Genomic DNA, 23740 nt, shown 5'->3' on the forward strand with positions numbered 1-23740 from the left:
CCGTCCAGCGCGAATGCGCCACCCAGCGGAACCGAGCCTGTGAACGCCAAGTCTGCCGGTGCGGTCGCAGCCAGGGTGTCCCCGGCCGGCAACAGCCGGGCCAGGGAGGAGACCAGGCGGCGGACCGCGTCGCGGTCGAGTTCGTCTTCGCGACCGAAGTTGTGCAGCACCTTGGTACGGGACATGCCGCGCTCGGGATCCCACTCGTTGTGGGCCAGTTGCAGGTAACGGACCCGCCGCCCGTCGCGGGTCCTGCGAGAGGACACCTTCACATACACGCCGAGCAACCTAGCATCACCGACTAGTCACCCACGATGAATCCCTGTTCATCCCACGGCTGACGCGCAATGCGTGCCACTAGGCAATCTCGCGTTTCCCGCTATGGACCAGCTTCCTGACCAGCACCTCTTCCGGCCCGGCGACCCGATTCAGGCCATCATCTGCGGAACGCGGGTGAAGGAGATCGACAACCGAGGTGGTCGACTCTCCCAGCCAGACAATCCGACCTACATCGGCCTCGCCTCCATCGTCAGCGGAGACCGTCACCGACTCAGTTCTGTACTCCAGCGACCGGACGTCGGTCAGCGACACGACGTTCGATTTGATGACCGACAGGACGCGGACCGTCTCGTCCTCCGCAGCGCAGGCCAGCGCGTGCCGAACGACCTGGCTGTAGGCACCCGCACCACCGATGGCGTCGACCGGGTCGACACCTGCGGTCGACTTCCGGAAGTGACCGACACACAGGACCGCCGTGCCCGTGTACTGGGCCAGCGACCTCAACCTCTCCAACTGTGGACGGACGACGGAGTTGTCGTTGAGCTGTCCGGACAAGGATGAGTTGAGCGCGTCCATCACGAACAGTGCCGGCTTCCAGGTCTCCAACGCCTCGCGCACCCCGTCCAAGTCGAGGTTGACGATCAGCGGCGTGCCGTCGGTCGAATCGCCGTAGACGACATCGACCAGGTGCAATCGGTCCAAGTCTCCACCAGCAGCGATGAACCGGGCCTTGAACATGGACTCCGAGTCCTCGGTGATGGAGTACAAGACACGCTGCGGCTCGCCGTCGAGGTCACCGTCGAGCTGCCCTGTGGTCACCTTGGCGGCGAGGTCCACGACGACCGTGCTCTTGCCCAGCCCTGGCTTGCCCACCAGTAGCGAGACCTCGCCGACAGGTAGGTAGCCGTTCCACACGAACCGCGTCCGCGTGATGTCGACCTCGTGGGCCGTTCTCAGCCGCAGGCGCCGCGTTGGTGACTCATTGTCGGCACTAGTCATGACCTGTCCCCCCGAACGTGGTCATCGCTTCAGTCCGTCGCAGACAGTGCACGAATGATCGACTCTGTGATCACCTTCATCCGACCGCCGTACCTGGCGACCTTGGCAGGGAACTCGCTGCGCGCGATCAGCTCGTAAGCGTTGCTGCGGCTGATCCCGAACGCTGTTGCCGCGGTCGACACATCCACCGTCGGTGGCCACGTCGCCTTGATCTCCGCCAGAGTCGGTGGCCTCTGCGGCTCCGGCCTACTCGCCATCGTGCTCGCCTCCCCGCTGCTCTCGCTCGACGAGGCGAGCCAGGAAGCCGTGGTACACGGCAATGTTGCGACCGCGAGGCAGTCGGTCACCCATCTCCCATCGGTGCACAGTGGACGCAGTGACCTCGCAGTCCTGCGCGGCCAGTGCCTGGCTGAGACCGGCGTCGACACGGAGCTGCCGTGCCCTCCCGGTCCGGATCCATGTACGAAGCTCGGCGGAACAGTCCGCCAGAGTCTTCCCCCCGGTTGTCATACCTAATAGGGTACGCTTCAAGGGCATTGACTCACCACTGCCACGGAAAGGCGGTGTGTCGTGACCATCCGACTACGGAGCATGAAGGGGGTGCGTATCGTTCTGCCGTGCCTCGCCTACCGAAGAACTTCAAGATCGCATGGGTGTCGGTCGACGAACTGACGCCTGGTGGGTACGTGTCAACAGGTCGCGACACCGCCGTGCCGACGCACTTCCAGGCGAACTTCGTGCTCAGCGAGCCCGAAGTGGCGATGCAGATCGAGGTGATGGTGGGCGCGGACCGCCGCCCAGTGGTCATCGAGGCGACCGTGCGGGGGAAGGTCAAGGCACCGATCACCACGTCGGTGATGAGGCAGGTCCTCATCGACCAACTAGTGCGTGCCGCGATGGTCGAGGCAACGGTGCCAGCGTCTGTACGTGAGCGCTGGCTGGCTTCACTTCCACCTGGCGTTCAGCCAGTGGATCGCGGTCAGGCTGAGCCGGTTCCGAGTGCCGAGCAACGCACCCGCGGTCAAGCCGATCACGACGCACGACTGGCGGCGCAAATCTACAACGAGGCCGTGGCCTCGGGAGACAGGGCACCCGGCCTCGCCGTGGCTGCCGCCATGAACCGTTCCCGCACCCAGGTGTCCAGGTACATCCGCAGGGCGCGCGACATGGGACTACTGCCCCCCTTGGGCCCATCCGAGGGGGCCTGATCGAAGGAGCTGCAAGCTCGTGGGGGACCCGATCAAGAAGATCGAGTTGAAGGACGGTACGACGAGGTACCGGTTCGTGATCGACATCGGGCGGGACCCGACGACCGGCAAGCGTAGGCAATTGACGAAGACCTACGGCACCAAGAAGGAAGCCCGCGCCGAGTACGCCAAGGTCAAGCACCAGACCGACGAGGGGACGTTCGTCGGTCCGGACAAGACCACCGTGTCCGAGTGGTTGGACACCTGGTTGAAGTCCACGACGGTCGACGTCGAGAAGGCCACCGCCGCCAACTACGCCGACGCGCTGCTGTCAGTGCGGGAGCGACTGGGCGGCAAGCGACTTCAGGACGTCACCGAGGAGGACGTGGACGACCTGGTGAGCTGGATGCTCACCTCCGGCCGGAAGCGCGGCGGCAAGGTCGGCAGCGGTCTCGGCGTCAGGTCCGTACAGCTCACCCTCGGCCGGTTCAGGTCGGCGTTGAACGTGGCGATGCGGCGCAAGCTGGTGGTCCGCAACGTCGCCCAGTACACGCAGATCCCGCGCGAAGCGCGGCGTAAGGCGGCGGCTGCGGCGACCCAGAGAGTGCCCTGGAGTGAGACGGAGGTGAAACAGTTCCTCGCCGCGGTCCGCGACCACCGCCTCCACGCGCCTGTGCTCTTGGCGCTGATCGGGATGCGGCCCGCCGAGGTCTGCGGACTGCGATGGTCGGCTGTTGACCTCGAAGCCGGGACGTTGTCGGTCGAGCTGACGCGCACGCTGGTCGAGGGTGAGGTGGAGGAGAAGGAACCGAAGTCGGAGAAGGGCAAGCGCAAGCTGCCTCTACCCACGCCCCTGCACGCAGCGCTCAAGGCGTTCAAGGCCAGGCAGGCCGCGGAGGCGATGAGGGCTGGTGAGCTGTACGAGCGGTCCGGGTTCGTGCTGGTGGATGAGCTAGGCACGGCCTGGAAGACCGACCGGTTCCGGCGGGCGATCCACAAGCTGATGGACCAGGCCAAGGTGCGGAAGGTCCGGCCGTACGACGCCCGGCACGCCTGCCTGACCTACCTGGCGACCTCGGGTGTGCCTGACGTGATCGTGAGCGCCTGGGCGGGCCACGCGGACCTCAGCTTCACCAAGCGGGTCTACATCCACCCGAACGTCGAGCACCTGCGCCAGGCGGCCGACCAGCTCGGTGAACTCCTGGGCTGAAACAAGCAGTACGAGCGTTCGTGAGAAATTGTGAGACGACGCGCCCCCAAACAGAATCAGGGCCTTGTCTCACCGTAGTGATCCAAGGCCCTGACCTGGGCTTTCGCCGTACTTCGACCGTCGGGACGACAGGATTTGAACCTGCGACCCCTTGACCCCCAGGCACTTTCCAGCGGGTTTCCACCACGGTCGAACAGGGCTTTGACCAGCGCGAACAATCCCCCGACGTCCACCGACGTCCGCACGGGTGCGCACCGTTTGTCACCCAGTTAGTCACTCAGTCCACCACATGAATCATCCACAGTGGACAGGCTCCTAGCAGGCACAACGGCGACCACTCTACCGCGTACGCGGCCGCGACAACACCCCACCGACGCCCACCCTTGCGTGCTACCTGACGGCGAATCAAGTGAACCGAGGACACCCGAGCGCCGCTGTCGCGCAGCTGCGGACGATGGCCCAAACGTCGTATGACTTGAGCGACCCGTGGTTGCAGTCGCGGCGAACGGCATACGGCGAACGATGAGCGGAGGCTGGCAACCGCATAAATGCGGTTACTGCTGCGATGCGCGGTAGGTGTGATCTTCGCCTGGACAGGTCGCTTTTCCGCCCACGACCGCGCCAAAGAAACCAGTCGTCGACTGAGGGTCGTTAGGCGCACGATCGGCCCCATAGGCTTCGAGCGGTACGAACAGAACGGGCGGCCCACTAAGGGCCGCCCGTTCGTTGATCCGACCCTGGCTGCCACCAGGACCGGACCGCGCGGTTCGCACTGCTCATGAACGCCCATGGAAGCGGTATGGCTGGTCATGCTTGCCAGCTTGGTAGCCGTACCGCCTCCGTTCGACATCGAGAGGAACTGTCCGCAGCAATGAACATAGGTACTGACCTTGACAGTTCGCCATCCCCAGGAGGGGGAGGCAGCGCCCACCAGTGCGCAGCGAGCGACAAGGGGCAAAATGGTGGGTGACGCCGGTCACAGTTCGACCGGTCCTGGTGAACAAGACATGAGCGCCGACAGGTCACCTAACCGCGATGAGCAGCAACAGGGGGGACTAGCCGGACTAGTCACCCGGGCTGTGACGAGCTGGCCTAGCACGTGGCGCCTGGTCATCATCCTGGTGGTGCTGTTCGCCCTGTTGGCAGGGTTGCTCTGGTTCGTTCCGATGGACATCGAGGTGGGCCCGCTGCGGCTTGCGCCTCAGCGGTAGAACGTCGCCTGGCGCGTGACAGAAGGTCACGCGCCAGGCAGGCCGCACCGCTGCGGAGTTCTTGGCGTTACTGCAGCCATCCTTACGTGCTCGTGAACCAGTCGGGCACGCAGACGCACCTGACACGGGATCAAGTGTGCGCACCTCAACACCTAGTACGGCAGCCTGGAATCGTTATGTAGGCGTCGGCCGGTGGTCGTGTGGCCTCGTCGCTGGTAGTGGCTTCGTCGAGCGCGGGCTTGGTGTCGGCGTCGCCATCGTGACCAGGCCAGCCAGTGGCTGATGGTGTGGGCGGTGGTCGCGATCAGTTTGGCGAAGAGGCGGTGGGTTTCGGGGAGGGTCAGCGGGATCAACCCGTCCTCGGGCTGGTGGTGCGTGTGTTCTCGGGCGGTGATCACGGTCAGGATGGTGTGGGCGAACATGGCCAGTGTGGTGTAGCGGTACCAGGAGTTCCAGCGGCGCACTTGGTGCTGGTCGAGTCCGACGGCGCCCTTGCCGGTCTGGAAGCAGGTCTCGATTGACCAGCGGCTGCCGGCCACGCGGACCAGGGTGGGAAGCCCAACCGGCCGTGGTGACCAGCAGCGGTAGAAGGCCAGTTCGCCGTCACCGATCCGACGGCGGATCAGCAGCCAGTGATGCCCACCGCCCTCTTCGTTTGGCGGGGTGATGGGCACCCAGGCCCAATCGTATTCGCGGCGTCCTTTTGAACCGTCGCCGGCGCTGTAACGGTTCCACGCTCGTTTTGGCAGCCCGGCGGCGACCTGCTCGGCGCGCTGGGTGGTGCTATTGGGGAGCGTGGCCCGGTGGCTTTTGGCGACCGCGAGCACGTACCCGACGTCCCGGGCCTGCAGATCGCGGCGCAGCCTGGCCTCGCCGCCGTAGAACTCATCCGCCGTGGCCCATCGGGCCGGTAGCCCGGCGTCCAGGGCACGGGTGAGCATCCGCCGGGAGAGGGTGGTCTTGGTGGCAAACCGGATCTCGGGCGGCACCCCGGCGGCGGCACGCCGGTCAGTATCCTCGGCCCAACACCGTGGTAGGTAGACCTCCCGGTCGACCAGCGCATACCCGCGAGGGGAGGCATACGCCAGGAACACGGCCACCTGGCTGTTTTCGATTCGCCCCGCAGTTCCGGTGTATTGGCGTTGAACCCCGACGGTGCGAGTGCCCTTCTTCAGGTCGCCGGTGTCGTCGATGATCAGCACCGCGTTTTGGTCGCCCAGCTCGTCGGCGACATAGCCGCGCAGGTCATCACGCATCGCATCGGCGTCCCAGCGTGCCTCGCCCAGCAACCGCTGCATCCGGTGCGGGCTGCGGTCTCCGGCCTGCTCAGCCAGCTGCCAACACGACCGGGTCTCCACATTCGACAGCAGGCCGAGCAGGAACGCCCGCGCCTGCTTGCGCGGCTCCACCCGTGAGAATCGGCCCGCGATCCGGGCGAATGCCGCGTTGAACTCCTCCTCCCAGCCATCGGCGCCTACGCTGACCTCAGCGGCCGTCGCGTGATCTTCACCTGTCCTCACAAACAGTGCATGATCACGCGGTGGCCGTCGCCACGCTCGTAGCCACGCCGACCAGCCCCGCGTCCCGTGCCGGGCTCATCTCAGCCGTTGAGGTCGTCGGCCAGGAACGGCAGGACGTGGTGTAGCACATCAGCGGACCTGTCCCAGCCGCCCTGGTGGTCGGCGTCAGGCAGGGAGAAGAAGCCCACGCCGGTTCGCTCGGCGAAGGTTCGCATTGGCTCATGCCAAGGGTCGGCCGTGCCCGCATACATCAGCATCGCGACGCCAGAGGCGGCCAGTCCGGCGTGCGGGCCAGGCTCGTGGGAGAACGCCTCGTAGTTTGCACGGAAGGCGCCGGGGTCCCCGGCGTCGATCACAGCGGCCTGGGCGGAGTCGGCGGCGGCTCCCTGTTTGATCAGCTGGTAGGGGTCGGTGTCGGCGGGCAGGCTGAGGCTGCGGAGCGTAGGCCCGATCGCAGAGCGGAAGCCGCCGATCGGATCGAAGGCGCCGGCGATCAAACGAGTGAGCCGCTGGGGCGCGTGCACGACGACCGCGTAGCCGGTCAGGGCTCCCAGCGAATAGCCCCAGAACGCGACCCGATCGGCGCCGATGTCATCCAGCACGGCGGTGACGCAGTCGGCGCGTCGCGCCAGCGCGTACGCCGCCGGATCCCGTGGGGTGTCACTGGCTCCCAGGCCCAGCGGATCGATAGTGATCACTGTGTGAGTGGCCGTCAGAACCGGTGTGTAGCCGGATCGGGTCCAATGCGCGCCGATCTGGAACATGCCCGGGTGCAGGACCAGCGGGGGCCCGTCCCCGGACACCTCATAGGCGATCTTGAAACCGTTGCTGCGTGCGATCGGCACCCGCTGCTCCTTGCCATTGGGGAATCCGTGCGCCTGGACAGAACCACACAGGCCCCTGTCCAGGAACGTTACGACTTGTAACGGGACCCATCCTGGAGCAAGATCGAACAGCCGGGAAGGAGGCACTTTCTTGTCGCAACGGAACACCGCGGTAACAGGCCAGGCCACCGCATCCCCCGACGCCCCCGCGGCCGCCGAATGCCCGCTCCGCGAGGTGCTGGCCCTCATCGGTGACAAGTGGAGCGCCCAGATCCTGGTCGAACTGGGCGATGGCCCTCGCCGATTCACCCAACTGGAACGGGCGGTCGAGGGCATCAGCCGCCGCATGCTGACCCTGAGCCTGCGCAACCTGGAACGCAACGGCCTGGTCACCCGCACCGTGTACCCCGACGCACCACCCCGAGTGGAGTACGCCACCACCGCACTGATCGAAGACATCCGCGAGCCCCTGGAAGCACTGGCCGACTGGGCCCGCCGCGCCGGCCCCTCCATCGCCACGGCCCGCCACGCCTACGACAACAGCCACCGAGGAAAGAACCCATGTTGACAGCGCCACATCGACGCCGATCCCCTACATAACGATCCCGGGCTGCCGTACTAGCACAACGGAACTCCTGGCGGAACGGCGCATAGACACCGTCCGATCTACCAGGAGTTCCCGTTTCCACACCAAACCCCTTCTGTATGCCCCAGTTCGAAAGCGGGCGCTCAGCCGGTTCGCGACGATGCGGAATCCGTCCCATTACCGCGAGAGCATACGATCGAACAAGCCACTAGAGTTTGTCGTGAACGCCACGATATCGATAATTAGCCAGCGTAGGCCAATAAAAGCCAATAGGGGTGGAAAAAATGGCGCAGGCGCATAGAAGATCCATGTAAGCAATCCGGCGACCCCTAGCGGCCCCACACTGTTGCGCAGTGCCCGCAGCACGGAGGAACTCCAACTTACTTTGACGGTAATCCACGTGAGCAATAGTAAGGTAATGACCGAAATCGTAACGATGCCACGCGCGTCTTTTTGAAGGCCGACGAACACACTGGTTACATAGTCGTCCACGATACCCAGCGCAGCTATGGTACCGAGCAGAAGTCCCAGGAATCGCTCAACCAATGATGTGGACACAAATCGGTCCACCGCTCTGACCCACCAGCGGGTACGCATCACGCTGTAGAGTAGATCGTGCAGATAGTTGCCATTGGAGAGAAACGGAGGCGGTAACGCCGGTAGCGCCCATCGCCATGTCCAAGAAGCGCACAACTGGTCGCTCCCGTCGAGTGCCCTCGAACACTCTAACAGTGCCAGCGCGACGATCTCCGTTTCGGCATAGAGGTCGGCGCTCTGGTTGAGCCAGTGGCGACGTCGCTGAAGCAGCCGAAGGGCGGCAAGTTCCACCTTCTTGACATGCAGCAGATCCAGCTCCGCTGCCAGGCGGAGAGCAAATGCTGTTTCGGCGATATCACGGATCCTGTGCTGGTTCCGCATTCGACCTGAGAACCACTTCACAGCGGCCGCCAGCGCATCGTCGGCGACCGCGGCTTCCACCAGACCGCTGCGCTTGGCCGCCTTGATCACCCGGACGACGTTGAAGGTATTGTGAATCGTCGGAGGGAAACCTGGAACTTCCGACCAGCCACCCGAAGGATCTTGCACCGCCAGCAGGAAGCGGACGGCTTCGACTATAAGCGGATCACTGGAGTGGTTTTCGAGCAACGCCAGCACGACGTGGCTGGTCGCACCGGTGACCACAGTCCGTTCAACTTTCGAGTAGGCCCAGCCCACGCCGTTCGGTAATCGCAGCGCGTGCTCCGTCAAGTACCGGTACATACCTTGGAGGGCAGGGTCGAGCGACGGCTCATCGAGGCGATTGAGCAGCCGCAAGACACGCGCGGTCGTACCCGCCTCTCCAAAGCCGAAGCCGAGGTTCGCCGGGATGCTGCCGTCCGCCAGTTGGGTGGAGACCAGCCATTTCGCCGCGTCAAGCAGTATCGGATCCGTGTCGCTGGACTCGCCAGCTGCAAGGCTGAGTTGGATGTACCGGATCGCGGCACCAGTGTCCTCCGCCCGCATGCCAAAGCGGCGTGACCATGCGTCCGCCGCTGGGAGGCACTCGCGCAATAGCCACAGCGCCAAGGCTACGTCTGGAGGCACCAGAGCGCGTTTCCAGCTCTGCACGGCACGGGCGAGGCCGTAATGATGTCTTGGTATGCCCAACTCCTCCAGCCTGCCGACCACTTGCTCTTCCGCCAACTCGGCGAGCGAGTTGGTGTTAGCGATCAGCGTCAGACGGCGCCAAGCGCCAGGCACGGGGACTGAGATCAGTCCGGTCGCGACAACGGGCGGCATGTCCTGGTCATCCCATCGTGGAGCACCCCGTACCGCTGCAGCGGCCAGGTGTGACAGGGCGGGTACAGCGGGTACACAAGATAGAAGTATTGTGATCTTCGCGGAAGACTTGGAGTTCTGCGCACATGACCCCTACCTCCGACCGGCTGCCATCGTTACACCGTTCAGCGCAACGGCGACCCGATGAGGTTCTCCGCATTGCGCATCGTGGGGCGGATGCTTCTGAAAAGTATGGTGACGCCGACCTGGCCGCCGTCGCCGCGCAAGGAGCGCATCTCGTCGAATTCGACGTGCACGTGACGGGCGATGACCGTTTAGTGGCCTGCCACGATCCGGTAATACGCACCAATGGCCACCGCAGCTGGCTGTTCGACGCTCCGGAATCCCATCATCGACATGCTCTCGACAAACTGGGAATTCCGACCGTAGAGGGCGTGGTAAGTTCCGCGAAAAAGGCTGGTCTCGGCTTGTACATTGACGTCAAGTCGCTGACCACGAGGTCCGCCGAGCGTCTCGTCGAACTCCTCGAATCCGAAGAAATGGCGCATAGTGCAGTTCTCGCGTCACCGCGATCGGATCTGATCGCGTTGTGCGCGGACGTGGCACCTGATATCCCTCGCGCCGTGCTGTTCGGATCGACTCTTGAAGAGCCGGTGCAGTTGGCGGAAGCAGTTTCGGCAACGTTCGTGCACCCGTGCTGGGAAGCCCAGCCTCGGCCGGACCTGCTTCTCGCCGACGGCTGGCTCAAACGCGTCCGCTCCCGAGGTTTCGGAGTCATAACGTGGCATGAGGAGCGGCCGGATGTCGTGGAAGGACTATACGCACTGGGTGTAGACGGGATTTGTACAGACACTCCAGCGTTGTTGTCGTCTACCGCAGAACGGTTGCACCAGGACCAGACGAAATGACTTAACGCTAGGGTCGAGCCGCCGCTAGGCGTTGCAGTTACTACATTTCGAGATCTTGAACCGGGCTGGTTGATCGGACGTTTATCCTGGCATGGTGACACCCGCGGCCGCTCAGGACATCGCCGGCTGGGACACCGACCCGTAGGCCCTGACGGATGATCTGAGTTCGATGTTCAACCGTCCGGGGCCAAGGGCGCCGTTCGGGTTTGTGGGCAGGAAAAAGCGACGCTCCGCGAGAGCCAGGCGGCCGGCTGAGACTGGTTCTGCTGCCCCTGTCGACCGCAGCGATCTGGGTGCTGGCTGCGACTGTGCTGGTCGCGTCATCGACCCGAGTTGCCGCGATCGCCCGCGCTCTTGGTGTCCTTCCCTCGCGTGGCGCGCCTGCGGGCCGCCAGGCCCGCTTTGGGCGCGCCGCACCACAGGGGCGTCGGTCCTTCGATGTCGGCCTGGCATCAACGGCCAGCGGCCCCGGAGGGGCCGCCTTGATGACGAGAAAAATTTCTGAACGCGAGGCGGCTGGCGGTGCCCAATGCATCGGGGCAAGCTCGCCGGCGCACTTGTCAGGTCATCAAGTAACCAGCCCTGTGGCCGAGCCGCAGCGTAATCAAGGGGTTTTGCGGATGAGGTTGGTGTATCCGGCTACGGCAAGGGTGATGAGTCCCCAGAGCATGGCTTGGATGATCCAGATGGCGAAGGTGATGGTCTGGCCGCGTCGGGTGGCGGTGTCCAGGTCGCACTTGGCGCGTAGTCCGGTGGCTCCCAGGGGTAGGCCGCGGTCGAGGCCGAGCCCGATCAGTTCGATGGTGGAGCACTGTGTCGTGGCTGTGGTGGTGGGGCTGCCTGGTGGAGTGACGCGTTCGGCGGCGTGGTGTCCGGGCCGGGTGGGTACCTGTCCTGCGATGTATCCGGCGGCTCCGGCGGCGGCAAGGGCAAGCAGCAGGGCCAGCGCGAGGGTGCGGGTGCGGTAGCCGTAGCCGGCCAGCCGTCCCCACAGGCCGTGTACCGCTCTGGCCCACCGGCCGCCGAGGGCGGCGGGGGTACGGCGGCGCAGGTCGTCCTGTTGGGCGATGAGTACCTGGCGGGCGTTGCCGTCGTGACCAGCGGCGCGTTCGATCGCGGCCAACTGCTGATACGGCTGGGGACGGTAACTGGTGGTGTGGTGCGCGACGAGGTGTAGCCACTGCCGCCAGTCCACCCGCCTCAACGCGGTGAAGGCGAAGTCGTCCAGATCGACCCGGCCCGGATGCGTACACCGACCACCGCGGCCCGCGTCGGGGCACACCACCGACGCGGGCAGGATCATCCCGTCGTCCACTCGCGCCTTCAACAGGTTCAATAACAGCCCGGATGGGTTGCTCACCCGCAAGCCGACACAGGCGAGTTGGCCGCTGATGTGGGCACCGGGGAGGCGTACCGCGCCGTCCTCGCCGCTGCCGCACACCGTGGCACCACTCAGAAATAGAGTCCGGTCGACACGGAGCCCGTCGGCGGTCAGGGCGGGGCCGGTGTCGTTGACGATCTCGGCCTTCCCGCAGGCGAGTGCGCCGCTGATGTGGGCACCGGGGAGGCGTACCGCGCCGTTCTCGCCGCTGCCGCGCACCGTGGCACCACTCAGAAACACGTCACCGTCGACACGGAGCCTATCGGCGTATAGGGCGGGGCCGGTGTCGTTGACGATCTCGGCCTTCCCGTACTCGAGTGTGCCGCTGATATGGGCATCGAGTAGGCGTACCGCGCCGTTCTCGCCGCTGCCGCGCACCGTGACGCCACGCAGAAACAGACCACCGTCGACACGGAGCCCTTCGGCTTCCAGGGCGGGGCCGGTGTCGTTGACGATCTCGGCCTTCTCGCAGGCGAGTTGGCCGCTGCGGGCGCCGGGGAGGCGTACCGCGCCGTCCTTGCCGCTGCCGCGCACCGTGACGCCACGCAGAAACACGTCACCGTCGACACGGAGCCCGTCGGCGGTCAGGGCGGGGCCGGTGTCGTTGACGATCTCGGCCTTCTCGCAGGCGAGTGCGCCGCTGATGCAGGCACGGAGTAGGTGTATCGCGCCGCCGCGCACCGTGACGCCACGCAAAAGCAAGTCACCGTCGACACGGAGCCCGGCGGCGTGCAAGGTCGGGAGGTGACTGCCCGAGAAGTTCAGTGGCCCGACCTTTGCCTGGCGCGCGGTAAACGGCGCGGCAAGTACGCAATCGACTAGGGCCAACGGCGTGCTGGTGTGCAGGTGATCCAGATCGAGAACACCCGCGATCCGAGCGCGAGTCAGACGAATGCCGCGAGGGTCAAGTTCACCATGACGCCCCAGCAGCAACTCCCGGATCAACTCCGCCCGTACCACATGTGAAGAGTCGTCGCTACCGGCCAACTCCTCGACCTGCACCCCAGGAGCACAGGTCAACCACACACCACGCCGCGCCGCCTCGACCACCTCACGCTCACGGTCACTGAGATCCTCGATCACGGGCGGTGAAGCAGGTTTGGGTGCCGATTCGGTCATACCGCGTATGTCGATCACACCGCCACAACCGCTACACCCTGCGGACCACCACCGCTCCGAACTGCTCCCGTCCCCCTTCCGCGGGGTGACGGCTCAACATCCCTCCGACCGCGTCCCTACGGCCCTGCTTGTCCGGGCATCAAGTGAACCCAGCCCACACCCCTGCCGGTTCGCCAGTGTCCCTCCACTTGACTGACCGCGTTCGGGCCGTCTGCGGGACGCTGAGGGCGCGTTGAGAGCCGTTCTGCGGCAGCGACCAGTCCTGGCAAGCACATCCCTGCTCTGGCGTGGCCATGTACTACTACTGCTTCCCCTTCTCAGGATCAGAAAACAAACCCGCAAACCCGCAAGAGGCGGACGAGGCGGGCTCTGACCTGCGCTGATGGGTTGCGGGTTTGGGTGCGGGTTTGGCAGAGGCGGCGGGTTTGAAACCCGCACTCAAACCCGCCAAACCCGCACACTCCACAGGACTGCCCTACTACCCCCGCGCGGGGTAGTAGGGCAGTCCTGGGACTGGCGACACCTGCTTCCGCCGGGCATCAACATGGACGAAGTAGGTTCGTCGCCTCTGCGTGGCTCTCAGGCCGCCCTGTGCGGCGTTCTACGACGGCGACCAGCCCCGGCAGGCTCGACACCTTCCCTCACTCGCCCGCTGGGCCGCCACGCAGGAGCCGAAGAATCTCGTCCAGCTTGGTCCCGTGCTCAGCCTGCGTCGTTGCGATCTCTGCCAAGCGGTTGGCCTGGCGCTTCTGCGTCGCCTCGATCGTTGCCAACATCTCGTAGACCGACTGGACGTCGTTGTCGAGCTGCCGCACCTTGCGCTCAACCTCTGCCGGACTCGCCATGACCGAGCAGCCTAGCCCGCGCCGCCACCCGACGAGCCGATCGAAGCCGCGGGCACCTGCCTGGCCTGCCAGACGCGTACAGCCGCTGCGCCCTCACCGAGGAGCGAGACAGGGTGGGACAGCGCTCAAGCCGTGAGTCGCCTGAGCATGTCGAGGTAGTCCCGCGCTGCCGCCTCGTTCGCGTAGTCACTCGCAAGCACGGCGCCGAGATCCTGCGAGACCATCCGCAACGACGGCAAGGACTTACGTTCACCCGCCAGCGCTAGCGTCCCTTGTCCGATCGCCCCTTCAAGGTCTCCATTCCGTGCGGCGACTACGCCGAGCGTAACCCGTGCTTCCGCAATACGCATAGGCGCGCGCTCCGTTCCGTCAAAGTCTGTACTTGCCCGGATGACCTCATTGGCAAGAGTCTCTGCCATGCGCTGTTCGCCAAGTTTGCGATAGCAGTCCATCACATAGAAGTCGTACTTTGACGGATCAACGATGAAGTGATTTTCTAGGTTCTCTGGGTACGGCAGTGATTCGAGCAGCTGTCGCCCTCGGTCAAGAGCGAGTTCGGTTTGTCGTCTGTCTCCGATGCGCGCCCATGCCTTAGCTTCCTGTGCAGCAAGCTGTACGGCGACGCTGTGATGTCCGGCAACACTCGTTCCGGCTTCCGCTGCGGCGATGACGCCTTTCAAGTCGCCACTCGTCAGGCCGAACCACGCTCGCATCTCGTGCGCCCAGCCCATTACATCCGCATTGTCGGCTTCTGTCCCCAGATTCAGTGCGGCTTTTCGAGTTGCCTCAGCTGCGCGCCGGTCTCCCATGTCGTATTCGACACATCCGACCAGCAGTGCAAGTGTCCCGGCAAGGCTGAGCACTTCTCGATGCTGACTAAAGGTGAGCCGTCCCGATTGCAGTTCGGCAACCCGCCGCAACCAGGTTCGCCCTTCCTGTACAAGTTGCTCCGACGGCATATATGCATATTCTGAGCAAAGTCGGTCGACAGTGATACGCAACGCGTCCATCGTCGCGGAATCGACGTCAGATCGCTGTAGGCGACTAAGAATGTCCAGCGTATCCATGCCGGTAACCGCAAGAATCTCGGCACCACCATGCCGTCGACCGGACTTGGGGAAGAACGCGTGCGTGACGGTGCCGAATGTCTTGGCGATCAAGGGCTTGTAGAACTCGTCCGGCTCCTTGACCTCTCCCGCTTCCCAAGCCTTCCATCGTCGGATCATGCTGGAGTCGCTTGGGAGTGACTCCTTGGAGTGGGCGCGAAGAGCGCGAACCGCTTGTGCCTGCGACCAGCCTCGCGCTTCACGCTCGGCGCGGACCCGTCGCGACCAGTCTGGAAGGCTGTCAGTCACGCCCTACTCCCATCGCCCGGTTGCTGGGAACACTCCCGTCCCAGTCTGGCACTGCCCTCTGGTGATGCGGGTGGTGATGCGACGGCGACACCATGTCGTCACCTGTTCACCGTCTGCACGGTGCCCGATGGTTGAGACACGACCACAGCAAGCGATTCGAGTCGAGGAGAAAACCATGGGCCGCAAGACGCAGACGATGATGCCGATGATGGGTGGGAACGGCGGGTCTGGCCGACGGATAGTCGCCACCCTGACCGGACTCGCGTTCGTAGTGTTGATGCTTCGTGACCCGATCGGTGCCGCACACGCCGTACAGCAGGTGTGGTCGTGGTGCGGGTCGGTGATCGACGCGCTAGGCGCATTCGGGTCCGCCTTGTCGAAGTAGGCGGCACGGTGGACACCTCAACGCGTGGCTTGCTCGACGGCTTCAACGCGCGACCGCAAGGCCGCGACTTCGTCGCGAAGCTCACGCAGTTCAGCAAGCACGGCAGACGCATCCGCCGTTAGCTCTCCATCCGCCGGCTTCGCTCTGACGAAGGTGCCGCGCCCACTGGTGGACTCAAGCACACCCTCATGTTGGAGCTGCTTCACCGCAGCATGCACTGTCAGCTCAGCAACGCCGTACTCGTCAGCTAGCGCACGAAGCGACGGGATCTTCTTTCCCACTCCGAAGCCCTGTGCTTCGGTCATGATCCGCCGTCGTAGGTCATCTGCGATCTGCGCACCTAGCGGCCGCGCGTCCTGTCGATTGATCGGCACCTCTCCAGGCTACGCCCAAACGCCCTAGCGCTCTATGGCACCACAAACGCAAGCTTGACGCCTACATGCACATGTGGCACCTTAGGGTGCCATAAGGTGATTGACCGATAGGGGATCTGATGAGCACCACGAAGCACTACCCGGACAGCTTGACCCCGACGGCGCTTGCGCTGCTGGACGCGCAGGTGTCGGTGGAGATCGCGGCGTCGGCTGAGCCGACGTCGGGTCTGTTGGACGGTTCGGCGCGGGAGCGTCGGAACCGGCGAATCCTGGCCCGTGCGTTGAAGGGCATCACGCCGGAGTACGGCGTCACGGTCGCCCAGGCGGTGGCCGAGTTGGAGGAGGAGCCGCTGCCGGTGGTCGTGGCGACGGCGTTGCCCGCGCCGGTGTTCGGCAAGCGCAAGACCAAGGGCCGCAAGGCGCGCCGCGCCGCCGGCCGCCGCGCCGCCGCGGTTGTGAAGCAGGTCGCGTGATGGGCGACGAGGTTGCGGTGCGGGTGGAGTGGGCGCACGCCGATGTGGCGGCGCAGATCGCGCGGGCCGATGCGAAGGCGGGGATGTTGCTGCCGCTGTTCGGTGGTGTCCTGGCCGGTCTGGTCGCGTTGACGACGCGGTCGTTGCCGCTGGTCGCGGAGGTGTTCCTGTGGTTGGCGGCGGCTCCGGCGCTGGTCGCGGTGCTGTTGCTGTTGTCGGTGGTGCGTCCGCGGTTCGGCCGGCGTGACGACTACGGGTTTCCGTTCCTGGCCCGGTTCGCTGAGCGTCCGTCGGAGGTGTTGGCCGCGTTGGCCGACCAGCCGGGGGAGGTGGCGCGGGCGGTGGACGCGGTGCGGCTGGCGGTACTGGCGCGCACGAAGTACCGGCGGGTGCGGTCGGCGGTGGATGCCCTGGTGGTGTCGCTGCTGCTGGTCGCGGTCGCGTTGACCCTGGTGGCGGTGGCGTGATGGGTGTCCTGGCGGGTGCGGCGGCGGTGGCCGCCGTGGTGCTGGTGGAGCACGCCGACGTGCTGGACGTGTACGCCGTGGACCTGCGTGAGCTGCCGAAGTTCGACACGGGCGCGGTGGTGTCGTTGCAGATGAATCCCCGCCCCTCGGGGTCGTGTGCCGCGCCCCTGGGTGCGGTGGCTCGGGCCGCCGTGGCGCTGGGTTTCGACCACATCGCGCTCAAGCCGTACGGCGAGTATGTGCAGGTGGTGGCGGTGGGTGAGGTCGCCACTCCGGCGGGGTCGGCGCGGGTGGAGGCCTGGGACCACCTGACAGGCGACCACATCGGGCAGGCCGCCGCGATGCTGGGCGTCGCCCTGGACTGCGACACCGGCCCTGTGCACGTGGCCGTGGCCGATGTGCTGCGCCTGGTCGAGTCACCGGCGGTGGCGTGATGAACCTCTACCGGTTGCGGGAGATGTTCCACGCGGCGTCCGGTGCGGCGGAGCGGGAGCGGGTTCGGGATCTGCTGCGTGAGGCGGGGTTCGGCGGGGTCGCGGACACGATCGGTCGGCGTGACCCGTCGGTGCCGGTGAAGTCCTACGAGCACACCGTCACCCGGTTCGGGTTGCTGCGTGCGGCGTTGGGTGCCCGGTTGCGGGCGCGGTGCGGCTTCGTGCTCGAAACAGACGGGCGAGTCGGGGACGGGCTGCCGTGGGCGGGTCCGTGTCCGGACTGCGCCGGGACGTCGTGATGGCGGGCAAGCGGTTCCCGTGGGTGTGGGTGGAGTCGGTGCCCTGGGCCACCGGCACGGTGCTCACCCGCGGCACGGTGGACGGGTTGCCGCTGCTGACCTGGGGCCGCGCCCCGCGCGAGAAGTTGGCCACCCGCCGGCAGTTGCGGGCACGGGGGTTGCGGCCCGGTGGGGCCGATCCGGTCGCGGTGCTCTACGTGAAGCACCGCGCGTCCGGTCGGCGCAACTTCGCGAGCCTCTACCTGGTCAGCGCCGCCAAGCCCGTGCGGCCGATGACCCCAGCCCGGTGGGCCGCGCTGGACAAGGCCAACCGCGCCCGCCGCTCGCGCCGGTACACGCAGTACCGCCACGCCGCCTGACCACTCTGTTTCCCTTGCGCACCAACACTTCTGAGGAGATCACTGCTGTGAAGGACAACAACGCCTCCATCACCACCGACATGGTCCTGTTCGCCCCGGACACCGCCGGGACGTGGCGGGTGCTGCTGATCGAGCGCGGTCACGCCCCGTTCGCGGGTCGATGGGCGCTGCCCGGTGGCTACGTCGACCCGCACGAGACCTTCGCCACCGCCGCCGTGCGGGAGCTGGCCGAGGAGACCGGCGTCGGTGAACCGGAGCAGTTCGAGCAGGTGGGCATCTACGACGCCCCGAACCGCGACCCGCGCGGCCGTGTCGTGTCGGTGGCGTTCGCGGCGGTGCTGGACCACCTGCCGGACGCCGTCGGTGGTGACGACGCCCGACAGGCCCGCTGGTGGCCGGTTGCCGACGTGCTGGCCGAGGACTTCGGGCCGTTGGCGTTCGACCACGACCAGATCGTCACCGACGCCGTGGACCTGCTCATGCAGAACGGCATCACCCTCGTGCACTGATTTCGCCCGGACCGGCGGCCCCACTCCGGCAAGAGAACGCCGCCGGTCCGGTCCACCCCAACGCCGCACCCGTGGGTGCGGGTCAGGAGAGATCAAGCATGTCCGAGAGGACACCGCAACACCAGACGACCACCCCGGACTTCACCGCCGCGAACTTCCCCACGCCGCACCTGGCGTTGCGCGGCACCGCCGACGAACCGCAGGTGCGCGCGTTTGCCGACGAACAGGCCCGCGCCGCGCGGCAGATCCACGCCCACGTGGCCCCCGGCCTGGCAGGGCTGACCATCGCCGGGCGCGTGGCGACGTTGACCACCGCCTACGACGCCGTGGTGCGGTGGCGGCGCGCGGTGGCCGCCGTTGCCGAGGACGCCCGTTACGACGCCGCCGGGCGTCCGTCGGCGGAGCGGTTTGCGGTGACGTTGGAGCAGGGCGGCCCGAACTACGACCGGTTGGGCGTGGTGGGCCGGTTCCGACGCGGGTCGCGGTGGGACGCGACCACCCGGACGTTCGTCGGCGGTGAGGAGACCCCGGCCAGCCGGATTCTGGCTGCCTACGGGGAGGCCGCGCTGCGGCGGTTCGACGTCGAAGTGCCCTTCGTCGACACGTTGCTCAACCGGGTCGCGCTGCCGGTCCGTGGCGGCATCGTGCGGGGCAACGCGCTCGTGCGCCGCGCTGCCGCCCGACGTGTCGCCGTGGAGTTGGCGGAGCGGGTCACGGCGCGGCAGGGCACCGCACGGGTGGAGACCGGTGGTGAGCTGCTGTACGCGGTCACGGCCGACGCCTGGGCGCGCCGGATGCTCTTCACCGAGGCGATGACCGTGTTGGCCACCGCCGACTACGGGGACTGGACGGCGTGGTGGAACGCCGCCTACCTGCTCTACCAGGCACCCCGATTCAAGAAGGGTTCCGACGCGGTCAACCGGGTGTTCCTCGTCGCGGTCGGTGCCGCCCTGTTGGGGCAGCCGCCCGTGGTGCCGCAGGACATCGACCTGCGGTGCATGGTGCTGGGGCAGGCCACGGTCACCGCCACGCCGTTGCTGTGCGGGGGTGCCCGATGACCATCCCCACTCCCTTGCTGCTGCTGGTCGGCGTGCTGGCCCTGGTCGCGGTGGTCGTGCTGTGGAAGCTGCTGGCCACCGCCGGGCTGATCGGCCTTGCGCAGTGGGTCGTGATCACCCAGACCGAGGACCCGACCGCCGTGCTGGTGGTGGTCGGTGTGCCCGCCCTGGTGCTGGCGGTGCTGATCCGCCGCGCCGCAACCCGCACCGGCCACCGCGCCGGACTGCTGTTCCCCCGTTCCGCCCGCCGACTGGAGGTGACCCGATGAGCACGACCACCCTGCCCCTGCCCGGTCCCGACGAGTCCGACCCGTTCGCCGCCGCCGTGGCGGAGCTGGAGCGTTACGTCGCCGCCGCCGCGCCCGCCATCCCCGACCAGACCGTGCCCGCGTCCGTCGACCACGACGAGGACCCGGCCGACGACGAGGGCCCGGCGGCCGGGGAGACCCGGCGGGTGCAGCGGCTGTCCGCCGAGGTGGCCGAGGCACACAGGCTGTTGGCGTTGCAGGGTGACACCGCGCCGCTGCTGGTGGACACCAAGCGGGTGCGCAAGGCGCTCAAGCGCTCGCACGAGGCCGCGCGTCTGCACACCCTGGGGCAGAACCCGATGGCGCGGGCGTGGCAGGCCGCGCGCGTGCGCCTGGTGCTCACCGTCGTCGCCCTGGTGGCGTTGGTCGGCGCGCTGGGGTGGTCCACCACCGGGGTGCACCACACCCTGACCATGGGCATGACCGGGCGTGGCGCGGCGTGGTGGGGCGCGTGGGCGGTGGAGCCGGTCATCTCCGCCGTCCTGCTGGTGGTGGTCGGGGCGAAGGCGTTCCTGACCACCAGGGGCCGCGCCCTGCGCCACCCGCACCTGACCCGCGTGGAGTTCGGCGCACTCGGCGTGACGCTGACGCTGAACGTCTGGCCCTACCTGCCGGTCGTCGCCGTGGACTTCGCGCCGATGACCCTGCTGGCTCACGCCATCGGCCCTCTGGTGGCGGTCGGCGCGGTCACCGTCCTGCCGATCATCTGGGACGGCTTCGCGCGCCTGGACCACACCGCCGGCACCCGCGCCGACACCACGCCCGCCGGCCGGTCCACCCCGGCCCGTCCGCCGTCGGTGCACCCCGCCGACGGCGGCACCGACAGCCCGACCGGTCCGGTCCCGGTGATCGCCACCGGCACCCCTGACACCCCGATCGTTCAGGCAGAACTGTCCGCGCGGGCCGCCGCGCTGCTGCCCCGACTGCGTGCCGCCATCGCGGCCGGTGACCTGCCGCCCACCGCGTCGGCCAGCGCCATCCGCGCGCACCTGCGCTGCGGCAGCGAGTACGCCCGCGAACTGCGCAACGCCCTGACCGACCCCACCCGACAGACCCGACCCGAGACGAGGTGACCCGATGAGCACCACCGCCCACGACCACGACGAGCACGACGACCGGGAGGACGCCAAGGTGTTCGCGCTGCCGGTGCGCCACGCCGACGCCGTGCGCGCCGCCGCCGGGCCAGCCGAGGCCGCCCCGGCGGCGTCGGGTACCGGGCTGGAGCCGGACGCCGCCGTCGTCGGGGAGCTGCTGACCGACGAGGAGTCCGCGGAGCTGGACCGCCGCCTTGCCGCACAGTCGGTGCGGGAGCGGGCGGGGGAGTTGGTGCGCGTGGTGCGCGCCAACCCGACGGCGGGCAGGGCCGCCAAGGGCGCGCGGGTCGCGGCACGGGCGGGGTGGACGGTGGCGCAGGGCCACGTCTCGTGGACCCGCCGCGCGGCGCAGGCCATGACCTACGGGCACGTGCGCGAGCAGGTCCGGCTTGCCCAGCTCGCCGGGGACTCCGTCGCGCTGGCGGAGTGGACCGAGCGGTTGAACATGCTCAAGAACGGGCGCGCGGAGCGGATGCGTGCCCTGCCCGGCACCCTGTGGGCCGGTCTGAAGGCGTTGATGTTCGCGGTGACGGTGCTGGCCGGTGTGCTGCTGATCTGCGGCGTGGTCATCCAGCTCACCCCCGGCGGGTGGGACTGGGGCACCTGGTGGGCCATGTTGGGCGACATCGCGGGCGTGGTCGGCGTGCTGGCCACCGTCGTGGTGCAGCTGCTGGTGTGGGGTGCGGCCCCGGCCCTGTTGGTCGCGGCGTGGCGGGAAGGGCGCCGGTCGGCGATGGTGCCGCGCTGGCTGATCAGCGAGCAGGAGCGGGCGGAGATGGACTCCGAGATCACCCCGGACCTGATCACCAGGGCACTCGCGCACGTCAAGGTCACCGCCCTGACGGCGTTCCTCAAGCAGGGCGGGCAGCTGGAGTACCTGACCCAGCCGCGCGAGCAGGGCGGCGGCACCTACACCCAGATCAAACTCCCGCTGGGCGTGATCGCGGCCGAACTGCTCGACAGCAGGAAGGCCGAGCTGCTGGCCGGCAACCTCGGGCGGCACAAGCACGAGGTGTGGCCCCAGCGCGACCCCGCCGCCGACGCCCGCGTGCTGGACCTGTGGATCGCGGACAAGGGCACGATGGACAAGCCCGCCCCGCCGTGGCCGCTGCTGGACGACGGCGAGTTCGACGTCTTCCGCGACCGGCTCCCGTTCGGCGTGACCATGCGCCAGGAGCAGATCGGCGTGGGCATGCTGCAGAAGCACTGGCTGACCGGCGCGACGTCCAAGCAGGGCAAGTCCACCGTGATGCGGTTGACCGCGCTGGGCGTGGCGCTGGACCCGACCGTCGAGTTGCACGTGGCCGACCTCAAGGGCGACGGGGACTGGAAGATGTTCATCCCCCGCGCCGCCACCTACATCGAAGGCTCCACCCCGGAGGACGCCGAAGCCACCTGCGAGATGCTCGAAGCCCTGGTGGAGGAGATGGAACGCCGCTACCAGGCCAAATCCGACCAGGGCATCGTCGGGCCGATCACCCGCGAGATCTCCCGCCGCAAGGGCTCCGGCTTCCACCCGATCTACGGCTACGTCGACGAGTGCCAGGTGCTCTACGGCGCGGAGCACCCCGTCGGCGGCACCAAGGCCGACGCCCGCGCGGTCAAGGCCGCCAAGCGCCTGCACGACCAGGCCCGCGCGGTGAACATCCACCTGCACCAGGCCACCCAGCGACCCGACGACCGCACCCTTCCCGGCCGTGTCCGTGAGGGCGCGCACGTGCGGTGCGCGCTGCACGTGCCCAACGAGAACACCGCCCGCATGATCCTGGCCGACGCCGTGGACCGCGGGGCACGCCCGCAGGACCTGCGCGCCGGAGCCGACGCCGGAACCGTCGTGGCCACCGGCGAAGTCGAGGACATCCCCGCAGGTCAGGCGTTCGTCATCACCCGCACCCACTACGTGTCCACCAAGGAGGCATACGGCGTCATCGACCGCGCCATGAAGATCATGGCCCGCTACGGCCGCACCGTCGACCCCGCCACCGACACCACCGAACCCGCCGCCCCCGTCGACCACCTGGCCGACATCGAACACGCCATGCGCGACGAGGCCCGCACCCGCACCACCGTGGTCCTGGCCCGCCTGATCGAGGACAACCCCGCCGTCTACGAGACCTGGAACGCCGAACGCCTGGCGGAGGAACTGCGCCGCTGGCACATCCCCGTCGTCAAGAGCAGCAACAAGGTCATCAAGGCCGACGACGTCCGGACCGCCATCACTCGCCGTGACAACGGCGAGCTGCCCGACGACCACGACGACACCGCGGAGTAGGCCCTTCGCGCCCCGCGGACACGCGCGGGACCCCTCACGGGACCCCACCCGATCCACGGGACTTGTCCCGCCGGGGGTCCCGTGAGGGGGTCCCGCACGATCACCAGCACAAACCGCCGTTACGGGACCCTGGGACCCCTGCCCCGGGCACCAGCGGAAACCGCCTCCACAGCCCCGACGGGCACCCCGCACCGGGTCCCACACCACGTTCGACACCGCCGCGCCGGCACCCCGCATCACCGCCCGCGCGCCACCCCCGCACACCCACACATCGTCACACACAGTCACGAAAGAGGTTCGTCATGGCCAAGCCCGTCGCGCACATCGGCACCCGCTCGTGGTGGGACGGCCGCGTCAAGACCCGGTGCGGCCGGACCATCCCCGACAGCGACCGCGTCTGGTTCCCGACGCTGTCCGGCTACACCATCTGCCCCGCCTGCGCCGCCGCCCGGCGCGGCCGGTGACCGGCCACATGCGACACACCACCGGCCGGAAACCCCAGCAC

Annotated in this window: 24 protein-coding genes and 1 pseudogene; 15 read left to right on the forward strand and 10 right to left on the reverse strand. The window is 67.3% G+C overall.

All coding sequences use genetic code 11. The features are described from left to right. The 3 genes and pseudogenes from FM051_RS09850 to FM051_RS53950 form a co-directional block, all read right to left on the reverse strand. Positions 1-278 (reverse strand): annotated as a pseudogene (locus FM051_RS09850) (IS1634 family transposase); the annotation flags it as partial. A 79-nt stretch (positions 279-357) separates the two neighbouring features. Then, complete coding sequence (locus FM051_RS09855) at positions 358-1278, reverse strand: AAA family ATPase (RefSeq protein ID WP_158842628.1); 921 nt, start codon at positions 1276-1278, stop codon at positions 358-360. A 246-nt stretch (positions 1279-1524) separates the two neighbouring features. After that, positions 1525-1815, reverse strand: coding sequence for a helix-turn-helix domain-containing protein (locus tag FM051_RS53950; RefSeq protein WP_420803581.1), 291 nt, complete (start codon positions 1813-1815; stop codon positions 1525-1527). An 80-nt stretch (positions 1816-1895) separates the two neighbouring features. Between FM051_RS53950 and FM051_RS09865 the strand changes: the two genes are divergently transcribed. Both FM051_RS09865 and FM051_RS09870 read left to right on the forward strand, forming a co-directional pair. After that, positions 1896-2486: a hypothetical protein gene (locus tag FM051_RS09865; RefSeq protein WP_233825253.1), complete on the forward strand. Its 591-nt coding sequence runs from the start codon at positions 1896-1898 to the stop codon at positions 2484-2486. A 19-nt stretch (positions 2487-2505) separates the two neighbouring features. Continuing rightward, the gene (locus FM051_RS09870) at positions 2506-3675 is read left to right on the forward strand and encodes a tyrosine-type recombinase/integrase (protein ID WP_158842630.1); all 1170 of its coding nucleotides are present in this window, start codon (positions 2506-2508) and stop codon (positions 3673-3675) included. A gap of 1363 nt (positions 3676-5038) precedes the next feature. Here the strand turns inward: FM051_RS09870 and FM051_RS09875 are convergent. Continuing rightward, the gene (locus tag FM051_RS09875) at positions 5039-6406 is read right to left on the reverse strand and encodes an IS701 family transposase (protein ID WP_420803582.1); all 1368 of its coding nucleotides are present in this window, start codon (positions 6404-6406) and stop codon (positions 5039-5041) included. 80 nt (positions 6407-6486) lie between these two features. Then, positions 6487-7251 carry an alpha/beta fold hydrolase gene (locus FM051_RS09880; protein WP_158842631.1) on the reverse strand — a complete coding sequence of 255 codons (765 nt, stop codon included), beginning with the start codon at positions 7249-7251 and terminating at the stop codon, positions 6487-6489. Positions 7252-7381: 130 nt separating this feature from the next. Here FM051_RS09880 and FM051_RS09885 point away from each other — a divergent pair, with 130 nt between their 5' ends. Next, on the forward strand, positions 7382-7798 hold the full coding sequence (locus FM051_RS09885) for a winged helix-turn-helix transcriptional regulator (protein WP_158842632.1): 417 nt from the start codon (positions 7382-7384) through the stop codon (positions 7796-7798). Positions 7799-7993: 195 nt separating this feature from the next. Here the strand turns inward: FM051_RS09885 and FM051_RS09890 are convergent, their stop codons facing one another. Continuing rightward, a complete protein-coding gene (locus tag FM051_RS09890; RefSeq protein WP_158842633.1) occupies positions 7994-9595 on the reverse strand; it encodes a prenyltransferase/squalene oxidase repeat-containing protein in 1602 nt (533 codons plus the stop codon). Between the two features lie 125 nt (positions 9596-9720). Here FM051_RS09890 and FM051_RS09895 point away from each other — a divergent pair, with 125 nt between their 5' ends. Further along, positions 9721-10503 (forward strand): glycerophosphodiester phosphodiesterase, encoded by a 783-nt coding sequence (locus FM051_RS09895; protein WP_158842634.1) that lies wholly within the window; start codon positions 9721-9723, stop codon positions 10501-10503. Between the two features lie 604 nt (positions 10504-11107). Here the strand turns inward: FM051_RS09895 and FM051_RS09900 are convergent. From FM051_RS09900 to FM051_RS09915, 4 genes are all read right to left on the reverse strand, one after another. Then, positions 11108-13021, reverse strand: coding sequence for a hypothetical protein (locus FM051_RS09900; RefSeq protein WP_158842635.1), 1914 nt, complete (start codon positions 13019-13021; stop codon positions 11108-11110). A gap of 623 nt (positions 13022-13644) precedes the next feature. Further along, complete coding sequence (locus tag FM051_RS09905; RefSeq protein WP_158842636.1) at positions 13645-13848, reverse strand: hypothetical protein; 204 nt, start codon at positions 13846-13848, stop codon at positions 13645-13647. A gap of 125 nt (positions 13849-13973) precedes the next feature. Then, a complete protein-coding gene (locus tag FM051_RS09910) occupies positions 13974-15203 on the reverse strand; it encodes an NsdA family TPR-like regulatory protein (protein WP_158842637.1) in 1230 nt (409 codons plus the stop codon). A gap of 402 nt (positions 15204-15605) precedes the next feature. Then, the gene (locus FM051_RS09915) at positions 15606-15962 is read right to left on the reverse strand and encodes a GntR family transcriptional regulator (RefSeq protein ID WP_158842638.1); all 357 of its coding nucleotides are present in this window, start codon (positions 15960-15962) and stop codon (positions 15606-15608) included. Between the two features lie 119 nt (positions 15963-16081). Here FM051_RS09915 and FM051_RS09920 point away from each other — a divergent pair, with 119 nt between their 5' ends. The 11 genes from FM051_RS09920 (at position 16082) to FM051_RS50430 (ending at position 23699) form a co-directional block, all read left to right on the forward strand. Beyond that, positions 16082-16435, forward strand: a complete 354-nt coding sequence (locus tag FM051_RS09920; protein WP_158842639.1) for a hypothetical protein — start codon at positions 16082-16084, stop codon at positions 16433-16435. Continuing rightward, entirely contained in the window at positions 16435-16902 is a 468-nt protein-coding gene (locus FM051_RS09925) for a Pycsar system effector family protein (RefSeq protein WP_158842640.1), read from the forward strand. The genes FM051_RS09920 and FM051_RS09925 overlap by 1 nt, the downstream gene beginning before the upstream one ends. Continuing rightward, on the forward strand, positions 16902-17336 hold the full coding sequence (locus tag FM051_RS09930) for a hypothetical protein (protein ID WP_158842641.1): 435 nt from the start codon (positions 16902-16904) through the stop codon (positions 17334-17336). Before FM051_RS09925 ends, FM051_RS09930 begins: the two co-directional genes overlap by 1 nt. Then, on the forward strand, positions 17336-17635 hold the full coding sequence (locus FM051_RS09935) for a hypothetical protein (RefSeq protein ID WP_158842642.1): 300 nt from the start codon (positions 17336-17338) through the stop codon (positions 17633-17635). Before FM051_RS09930 ends, FM051_RS09935 begins: the two co-directional genes overlap by 1 nt. Then, a complete protein-coding gene (locus tag FM051_RS09940) occupies positions 17596-17994 on the forward strand; it encodes an RRQRL motif-containing zinc-binding protein (protein ID WP_158842643.1) in 399 nt (132 codons plus the stop codon). Before FM051_RS09935 ends, FM051_RS09940 begins: the two co-directional genes overlap by 40 nt. 47 nt (positions 17995-18041) lie before the next feature. Next, on the forward strand, positions 18042-18503 hold the full coding sequence (locus tag FM051_RS09945; RefSeq protein WP_238412269.1) for an NUDIX domain-containing protein: 462 nt from the start codon (positions 18042-18044) through the stop codon (positions 18501-18503). A gap of 98 nt (positions 18504-18601) precedes the next feature. After that, positions 18602-19561 carry a hypothetical protein gene (locus tag FM051_RS09950; protein WP_158842644.1) on the forward strand — a complete coding sequence of 320 codons (960 nt, stop codon included), beginning with the start codon at positions 18602-18604 and terminating at the stop codon, positions 19559-19561. Further along, on the forward strand, positions 19558-19830 hold the full coding sequence (locus FM051_RS09955; RefSeq protein ID WP_158842645.1) for a hypothetical protein: 273 nt from the start codon (positions 19558-19560) through the stop codon (positions 19828-19830). The genes FM051_RS09950 and FM051_RS09955 overlap by 4 nt, the downstream gene beginning before the upstream one ends. Then, positions 19827-20942 (forward strand): hypothetical protein, encoded by a 1116-nt coding sequence (locus tag FM051_RS09960; protein ID WP_158842646.1) that lies wholly within the window; start codon positions 19827-19829, stop codon positions 20940-20942. Before FM051_RS09955 ends, FM051_RS09960 begins: the two co-directional genes overlap by 4 nt. 4 nt (positions 20943-20946) lie before the next feature. After that, on the forward strand, positions 20947-23235 hold the full coding sequence (locus FM051_RS09965) for a P-loop NTPase family protein (protein ID WP_158842647.1): 2289 nt from the start codon (positions 20947-20949) through the stop codon (positions 23233-23235). A 302-nt stretch (positions 23236-23537) separates the two neighbouring features. Next, positions 23538-23699 (forward strand): hypothetical protein, encoded by a 162-nt coding sequence (locus FM051_RS50430; protein ID WP_202918765.1) that lies wholly within the window; start codon positions 23538-23540, stop codon positions 23697-23699. Positions 23700-23740 lie beyond the last annotated feature (41 nt).

This window comes from Saccharothrix deserti, from assembly GCF_009769385.1.
Lineage (GTDB): Bacteria > Actinomycetota > Actinomycetes > Mycobacteriales > Pseudonocardiaceae > Actinosynnema > Actinosynnema deserti.